General features: G+C 70.5%; 9 protein-coding genes. 3 read left to right on the forward strand and 6 right to left on the reverse strand.

What is annotated here, in order from left to right; all coding sequences use genetic code 11:
• Window positions 1-58: 58 nt before the first annotated feature.
• On the forward strand, window positions 59-244 hold the full coding sequence (locus ABD161_RS10830; protein WP_344002537.1) for a hypothetical protein: 186 nt from the start codon (window positions 59-61) through the stop codon (window positions 242-244).
• 87 nt (window positions 245-331) lie between these two features.
• Here the strand turns inward: ABD161_RS10830 and ABD161_RS10835 are convergent, their stop codons facing one another.
• From ABD161_RS10835 to ABD161_RS10860, 6 genes are all read right to left on the reverse strand, one after another.
• A complete protein-coding gene (locus ABD161_RS10835; protein WP_344002540.1) occupies window positions 332-886 on the reverse strand; it encodes a hypothetical protein in 555 nt (184 codons plus the stop codon).
• Window positions 887-967: 81 nt separating this feature from the next.
• Entirely contained in the window at window positions 968-1,579 is a 612-nt protein-coding gene (locus ABD161_RS10840) for a nucleoside deaminase (protein WP_344002543.1), read from the reverse strand.
• Window positions 1,580-1,581: 2 nt separating this feature from the next.
• Window positions 1,582-1,761 carry a hypothetical protein gene (locus ABD161_RS10845; protein ID WP_344002545.1) on the reverse strand — a complete coding sequence of 60 codons (180 nt, stop codon included), beginning with the start codon at window positions 1,759-1,761 and terminating at the stop codon, window positions 1,582-1,584.
• A 173-nt stretch (window positions 1,762-1,934) separates the two neighbouring features.
• The gene (locus ABD161_RS10850) at window positions 1,935-2,138 is read right to left on the reverse strand and encodes a DUF1232 domain-containing protein (RefSeq protein WP_344002547.1); all 204 of its coding nucleotides are present in this window, start codon (window positions 2,136-2,138) and stop codon (window positions 1,935-1,937) included.
• A gap of 38 nt (window positions 2,139-2,176) precedes the next feature.
• A complete protein-coding gene (locus ABD161_RS10855) occupies window positions 2,177-5,170 on the reverse strand; it encodes an AAA family ATPase (protein ID WP_344002550.1) in 2,994 nt (997 codons plus the stop codon).
• On the reverse strand, window positions 5,167-6,333 hold the full coding sequence (locus tag ABD161_RS10860) for an exonuclease SbcCD subunit D (RefSeq protein ID WP_344002552.1): 1,167 nt from the start codon (window positions 6,331-6,333) through the stop codon (window positions 5,167-5,169). Before ABD161_RS10860 ends, ABD161_RS10855 begins: the two co-directional genes overlap by 4 nt.
• 99 nt (window positions 6,334-6,432) lie before the next feature.
• On the opposite strand from ABD161_RS10860, the gene ABD161_RS10865 reads away from it, so the two are divergent.
• The gene (locus tag ABD161_RS10865; protein ID WP_344002554.1) at window positions 6,433-6,828 is read left to right on the forward strand and encodes a (deoxy)nucleoside triphosphate pyrophosphohydrolase; all 396 of its coding nucleotides are present in this window, start codon (window positions 6,433-6,435) and stop codon (window positions 6,826-6,828) included.
• A gap of 44 nt (window positions 6,829-6,872) precedes the next feature.
• Window positions 6,873-7,733 carry an SRA domain-containing endonuclease gene (locus tag ABD161_RS10870; protein WP_344002557.1) on the forward strand — a complete coding sequence of 287 codons (861 nt, stop codon included), beginning with the start codon at window positions 6,873-6,875 and terminating at the stop codon, window positions 7,731-7,733.
• Window positions 7,734-7,788 lie beyond the last annotated feature (55 nt).

The raw sequence follows: 7,788 nt of genomic DNA on the forward strand, positions 1-7,788 counted from the left end.
TCACCAGATCCCTGCTCGAGACCGGCGGGTTCAGACCAGCGCTACACGCTCAAATGCGATGAGCCGCGTTGATCCGTTCGAAGGCGAGCGTCCGCGCTGGATCCGCGTCGTCGCGTACCGCTACCGCTTCGCCACCCGCGCCGAGCGCCGCGAGCACAGCGTCGTCTGGATGCGCGACCACCACCGCGTCATCCTGGACCCGGTGACTCTCTCGGACCGGCCCGACCCCTCCTCCGGTCGTTGAGCGATACTTCGACTCGCTTCGCTCGCTCAGCACGGGTCTCCGCGAGTCGATACGGCGCAATGTCCCCGCGGGCGCAACCCGCCGGGCTCAGTCCTCCTCGACCCGATCCCGCAACCCCACCCGATCCGGGATCTCGAACGGCAGCCCCGGCAGCCAGCTCGCCGGTTCGGGCCAGGGGCGCGACGCGGGGAGGGCGCGCAGCAGCTGCCGGATCGCGCGGTCGCGGGGAGAGTCGGGAGCCCGCGAGGGCAGGATGCGGCGCGGCGCGCGGTGTCCGAGGGCGCCGCACCACCAGTGGCGCCAGGTGTCGGATGCCTCTTCGGGCTCCAGCACGATGTAGTAGTCGGGCATCAGCGCGGTGCCGCCGGCGAAGTGCTCGAGCGCCTGCTGCACCTCGAGCTCGAGTGTGCCGAGGGTCGAGCGCTCCTCGAACAGTTCGACCCAGGCGGCCGCGACGTGTTCGAGGGGGTCGGCGTCGTGGACGATCCACGGGCGCGTGGCGGCCGCGATGCGGCGGGTGGCGAGTGCGGGCTCGGTGTCGCGCAGCGACAGGGTCTCGATCCCGTCTACGCCGTCGAGGCTGTCAAGCACCTCATCGGAGGCGGATCCGACGACGGCGACGATGGTTCCGGTCCGTGACATCGAAAGCGAAGGCTCCATGCCTCACTCTAAGAGCGGATGGGCCGTGTGAGGGAAGACCCTTGCGGCGATCCGCGAGGCGCGTCAGTCGCCGGAGCGGGCGTTGTAGACCGTGACGCCGCCGGATGCGGCGGCCTCGCCGTAGGCGCCCAGCACGGCCGCGCACTCGTCGCGCAGGAAGCCGCTCGTGACGGCGATGCCGCGTGCCTCGAACTGCGCGTCCCAGTCGGAGACCATGGGGCCCTCGTCGAAGCCTGTGAGTCGCTCGATCTCGGCGCCGTCGCAGCCGACCACAAGGGATCGGACGCCCGACCACAGGGTCGCTCCGTAGCACTGCACGCACGGGCGCCCGTTGACGACGAGTTCATGCGGGGGCAGGCCGGCGCCGCCGAGATCCCACGCGCCGAGGCGCGCCTGGGCGAGGCCGAGCGCCGTGACCTCCGCGTGTCCCGAGGAGATGCCGGTGCCGAGCACGACGTTGACACCGACCGACACGATCCGCCCGGTATCGCGCTCGGCGACGAGGGCGGCGAACGGGCCGCCGTTGCCCTCCCGCCAGTTACGGTCGGCGAGCCTGTTGACGAGCGCCATCCGCTCGCCCAGGTCGGGGATCGCGTCGGGCACGTCTGCCAGTTCGTCGCGGATCCAGTCCGGCAGCGAGATCGAGAAGCTCGTCGCGAGGGGCGGGAAGTCCATGGTCAGTCCTCCCGGCGGCTGAAGATCGCGCGCAGCACGAAGAAGACGACGACCGCGACCACCGCGACCGCACCGAGCTTGGCCATCCAGAACATCAGCCGGAACAGGGCCTCGATCAGCCACCACGCGATGACCACGGCGACGACGACGCCGAGGATGGTCCAGATCGAGCCGGTCTTCATGCGACCGAGCCTATCGCCGCGGTGTTGCGGGCTTGTTGCGCCCTCGGTCGTGCGCCCCCCGGTCGCTGACCGCCACTCCCTCGTTCGTTGAGCGAGGGAGCGAAGCGACCGAGCGCCGCACTGAGCGAGCGAAGCGAGTCGAAGTGTCGAAACTTCGCAAGCTCCGCCCGGGCTCAGCCCACCGGCCCCTTCGGCTTCTTCTTCCGCGCGCTCGACAGCAGTCTCCACACGCCGATGCCGGCGCCGACGAGGAAGGTCGCGTCGTCGGCGAGTCCGAAGGGCAACAGGACGTCGGGGATGATGTCGACCGGCGAGACGCCGTAGAGGAGGGCCGCTGCCCCGAGGAGCACCGCTCCGGCGAGTTTCCGCTTGTCCATGGGTCGAGGGTACGCCGAACGCCCGGGATCCCGAGGGTTCAGACGGTCGTGGTGAGTTCTGGTCGCACGCCGTCCTGGATGACGCGGCTCCAGCCCTGCGGCGTCTGCTCGACGCGCAGCTGTGCCGGGATCTGCTCCTTCATCGCCTCGACGTGACTGATGACGCCGACGGTGCGACCGCCCTGGCGCAGTTCGTCGAGGGTGCGCATGGCGGTGTCGAGGGTCTCGGCGTCGAGCGAGCCGAAGCCCTCGTCGATGAACAGCGTGTCGAGCCGGATGCCGCCGGCCCGGCTGGTGACGACCTCGGCGAGTCCGAGGGCCAGGGCGAGGGAGGCAAGGAACGTCTCGCCGCCGGACAGTGAGTGCGCGGGGCGAGCGCGGCCGGTGAACTGGTCCATCACCTCGAGCCCGAGGCCCGAGGCCGCACCGCGGGCGGCGAGCGCGTCGGTGTGCTGCAGGCGGTAGCGGCCGGCCGACATCTCGCCGAGGCGCAGGTTCGCGGCGGCGACGATCTCCTCGAGCTCGGCGGCGAGGACGAAGGTCTCGAGCTTCATCCGCTTGCTGTTGTTCGCGCGGCCGGCGACGGTGTCGGCGAGGCGCTTGATCTGCTCGGCCTCGGCGGCGAGCTCGGCGATCTGCGCGTGGGCGGCCTCGATGCGCTCGGCGGCGGCCTCGAGCGTGCGAGCGCGCTCGCCCGCGGTGCTGTGCTCGCGGACCGCATCGGCCCACGCCGCCTTGGCGGCCGCGACGGCTTCGGCGCTCTCGTCCGTGTCGATGGGTTCCTCGGGAAGCACCTCGAGCTCGAGTTCGAGCAGCGTGGAGCGGGTGGCGGCGAGCGCGGTGTCGTGCTCCTGGATGCGAGTGTCGAGGGATGCCCGCTCGACGGCACCGCGGAGGGCGGCGATCGCCTCGGCGGCGTCACCGAATCCCGCGTCCTCGACGGCGAGCTCGAGTGCTTCGGCGGCGTCGATGGCTGCCTTCTCGGCGCGGGCGGCCTCGCGCTGTGCCTCGGCGTAGGCGGTGGCAAGGGCGACGAGCTGCTGCTCGGCGCGGATGCGGTCACCCACGGAGTCGGCCGAACCGCGGGCCTCGGCCACCGCGGCGCGGTCCTTGTCGAGTTGAGCTGCTGCCGCCGTGGCGCGTGCCTCGAGGTCGCTGCGCTCGGCGATGAGCGCGGCGCGCTGGGCGTCGTGGCGCTGCTCCTCGGTGTCGAGCGCGGTGCGCTCGGCGGCGAGGCGCTCCTTCTCCGCGGTGGCGGTCTCCGCCGCCTCGAGCTCCTCGCGCTTCGCGTCGAGGTCGGCGGTGAGCTCGTCACCGCTGCGGCCGCCCGAATCCTTCAGACGGTCCGCGTGGGCACGGTCGGCCTCCGCGTACGCGGTGTTAGCCGCCTCGTACGCGGCGACGGCTTCGCGGCGCGCAGCGTCGGCGCGGTCGACGTCGTCGGCCGAAACCGCGTCCTCCCCGAGGACGGCTCGGGCGGGGTGAGAGGTCGAGCCGCAGACAGCACAGGCCTCGCCGTCGACGAGCGCGGCGGCGAGTTCGCCCGCCATCCCGGCGAAGCGTCGGGCCTGGAGGTCGGCGTGGTGCGCCTCGGCCTCCTCCTTGTGCTTCTTCGCCTTCTGGAGCGCGTCGAACGCGGCACGCTGCGCGTCGGCAAGGCGCGTGAGCGACCGCGCAGCGGCGAGCTGGTCGGCAAGCTGGGCGACGTTCTGTGTGAGCGATTCGCGCGTTGCCGCGGCGTGGGTTGCCCGGTCGATCGCCTGCTCGATCCGCTTCCGCTCCGCCGGCAGGGCCTCGGCGCGCTCATCCAGTTCGGCGGCGCGGCGTGCCGCGTCCTCTGCCTGCGTGCGGAGCGTCTCGATCGCTCGGGCGTCGGCTTCGAGTCGCGCCTCGATGTCGCTCAGGGGGCGCCATCCGCCGATGCGCTGCTGCGTCTCGGCGACGAACTCGTCGAGGGCCGGCGCGTCGGCGTCATCCTGGTCGGCGTCCTCCCACGCGCGGCGGGCGTCATCCAGAGCATCGTTCGCGGAGTTCAGTGCGAGCAGCGCCTTGCCTGCGCTGTCCTTTGCGGCCCGCACGGGCTCTGCCCGCTGGGCCGCGTCGCGCTCGGCGCGGAGCGCGGCGATGTCCGCGGCCCGCTCCTCCAGGGCGGCGAGCGTGATCCGGGCCGTGTCGCGGCGCTGCTGCTTGTCGCGCTGGGTCGTGCGCTCGGTGTGGACCGCCTCGGCGGCGGCGAGCGCCTTCGTCGCCTGCTGCTGGACGGCGTCGGCTTCCTCCGCGAGGTGACGCGAGCGCAGGGCGGCCCGGCCGATCCATCCGATCCGCTCGTCCAGCGAGGGCGTGCCCTCGAGCGGGTCGATCAGCCCGCGGGCGGCTTCGCCTGCCTGGTCGAGCTGGGCGCCGAGCGACTGGCTCTGGTGCGCGACGCGTGCTTCGGCTTCCTTGCGGCGCGCATCGAGGGCCTTCTCGTACTCCTCGAAGCGCTTGGTGCCGAAGAGCGTGCGGAGCAGGGCCTGGCGCTCGTCGTTCTTGGCGAGAAGGAAGCGGGCGAAGCGTCCCTGGGCGAGAAGGATCACCTGCAGGAACTGCTGCTGGGTGAGCCCGATGACCTCGTCGACGAGGGTGGCGACGTCCACGGGGCGCGCGGCGCGGCCGACCCATTCGTCGCCGACCCGCTCGTACATGCGGGCTTCGGCCTTCTGCGGGGTGAGTCCTTCGCCGCGCTTCTTGGGTCGGGAGAACTCGGGGCTGCGCTCGATGCGCCAGGTGCGCCCGCCGGTGGTGAACTCGAGGGCGACCTCGGTGGGGTCCTCGGGTCCGGCGTGGTCGCTGCGCAGCCGCTTCTCGCCGTCTTCGTAGCGCGGCGCGGAGCCGTAGAGCGCGAAGCAGATGGCGTCGAGGATGCTCGACTTCCCGGCGCCGGTGCGGCCGGAGATGAGGAAGATGCCGTCGCCGGCGTATGCGTCGAGGTCGACGGTCTGGCGCGCGCGGAACGGCCCGAATCCCTCGATCTCGATGCGGTGGATCCTCATGCCGACACCTCGACGGCCTCGTTCTCGGTGGCGCGGCGCTCGGCGACGACGTCGCCGATGATCCGGCTCTCGCCGTCGGTCGGGCCTTCGCCCTCGCGCACGAGCGTGAGGAAGGTGTCGATGAGCTCGACGTCGCCGACGGTCTTCTTGACGCGGGCCCGGTAGCTGAGGCCGTCGTCGCCCGCGCGGCCCTGCGGGTCGGGCTGGATGGTCGCGCAGTGCGGGAAGCGCTGCTGCAGGCGGCGCATCGGGTCGGACTGCGGGGTCGCGTCGGTGAGCACCGCGCAGACCCAGGCATCGACGTGCTCGTCGTAATCGGCCAGCGTGAGCAGCTCGTCGAGCGTGCCGCGCAGGGTGACGAGCTTGCGCGGCACCGGCAGCTCGAGCCACTGGACGCTCGTGAGCCCGTCGGCGTCGAGGTCGACGAGCCAGGATCCGCGGGGCTTGTCCGCCTCGCTGAAGCTGTAGTGAAGGGGCGCTCCGCTGTACCGGATGTGCTCGGCGAGGCGGTTGCGGCCGTGGATGTGCCCGAGGGCGACGTAGTCGGGCCCGTCGAAAGCCGACACGGGAACGACGTCGAGCGATCCCTGCCGGATCTCACGCTCCACGCCCGCGCTCGGCTCGACCCCGGCGGCGAAGCAGTGCGACACAACGACCGAGCGTCCACCCCGCTCGGCGCGATCCGCCCCGATGAGCCCCATCGCGTGGTCGATCGCCTGCTCCTGCGTGCGCAGGTCGTTGGCCCACACGCTGCGGACGAGGATCGGCTCGAGGTACGGGATGCCGTAGAAGTGCACCGGCCCGTGCTCGTCGGCGAGGGTCACGGGAGTGCCGACGGACGCAGCGTCGGTGATGACGTGGATCCCGTCGCGCAGCAGCGGCGCCATGAACCCGAGGCGGGCGGCGTTGTCGTGGTTGCCGCTGGTCAGCACGATCTGCGCGCCCGTGCCGCTGATCTCGTGCAGCACGTCGGTCAGCAGCGTGTAGCAGGCGGCGGCGGGCGTCGCGGAGTCGAACACATCGCCCGCGATGACCACGACATCCACCTCGTGCTCGCGCACCTGCTCGGTCAGCGCACCGAGCACACCGCGCAGCGCCTCGAGCGTTGAGTGCCCGTGGAAGGACCGCCCGATGTGCCAGTCAGAGGTGTGCAGGATCCGCATGCCTCCACGGTAAGGACGGGGTCCGACATTGCCCGGGAGGACAGGCGGGGTGGGGCTCGATGCTCAGGTCGCGCCTAGGCTGGCCGCGAACGGAGGGCAATGGTCAAGGAGATCCACGTCGTCGCTGCGGTGATCGCGCGCGATGACCTTGTGCTCTGTGCACGCCGTGGGCCTCAGCAGTCCCTGCCCGGCATGTGGGAGTTCCCTGGCGGGAAGGTAGAAGCCGGCGAGTCTCCCGCGGCCGCGCTCGCGCGAGAAATCCGCGAGGAGCTCGGGTGCGAGATTCGCGTCGGAGAGCTGATCAATACCCACGTCCACGTTTATCCATTCGCGCGAATCTCTCTCGATTCGTACTGGTGCACGCTCACCTCCGGCGATCCCGAGCCGGCCGAACATGCGGAGCTTGAATGGATTCCTCCGAACCGGATTCATGATCTTGAGTGGGCGCCGGCCGATGTTCCAGCGGTCGAGCTCGTCCGGCGCGCCATCAAGTGAGGTAATTCCTCGACGTTGTCGGCGGTGGCGCCTAGGTTTAGCCCGTGCCCTCGGTCTCTCTCGCGCAGCTCGCGCTCCGGACGAATCTCAGCAAGTCCGAGATTCTCACCCGCCTCGGCTCTCTGGGTATGTCTGCCGGTCTCGGCAGCGATGCGTCCTTCTCGGAATCGGATGCCGCCGAGATCGTTGCTGCGCTGCGGCCATTCGGGGCGGGCCGGGAGCTTCGCTGGTTCCTCTCCCCAGGCGATCGGGTGCTCCGCGCCGACTTGCATCTCGCGTATGGCGGATCTCGGCAGGACGGCATTGTCACGTTCACACAGTTCCCCGACATCATCGCGTTCACCGATCCGAAGAGCGGTGCCCGCCACGGCTACGACGCCCTCGAAGGTCTCCTTCCGGACGGAAGTTACTCGTACACCGGTGCGGGGTCTGTCGGCCCCCAGGTTTTTAAGAGAGGGAATCGCGCACTAGCTGAGGCGGCAGGGACCGGGAGGCGCGTGCGTCTATTCAGACAGGAAAGTCCGTGCGCGACGTACGTCGGCGAGTACACGACCGGATCTCCCGCCTTCCGCATCGAGGAGATCCCAGATAGCACCGGCGCGATTCGCCCTGGGATCATCTTCAACCTCGTTCCGATCAATGCCGACCCGCGCACCGTTGCCACGGACGGCATCCTCGAACGGGCCGCAACGGCAATCGAATGGACTCCGCTCAATTACTCCGACGTTGAGGGCACCGCGGACGTCGTCCTGCCGAGCGGGCGTCGAATCAGCAGAGACGAGTTCAAGCTCCAAACCCAGTTCGGCAGGTGGATCGCCGACCAGGGTCACGCGGTCCGCCGACTTCTCCTTCCGGTCGACGGCGTGACCATCGAACCTGACCTGTTCGTCGAGTCGAAACAGTGAGGATGTTTAGTGGGTTCCTCGGGGCGCGTTCTGACCTGAGTCGAAACTGACGCCG

It is taken from the genome of Microbacterium paludicola, from assembly GCF_039529675.1.
Classification (GTDB): Bacteria; Actinomycetota; Actinomycetes; order Actinomycetales; family Microbacteriaceae; genus Microbacterium; species Microbacterium paludicola.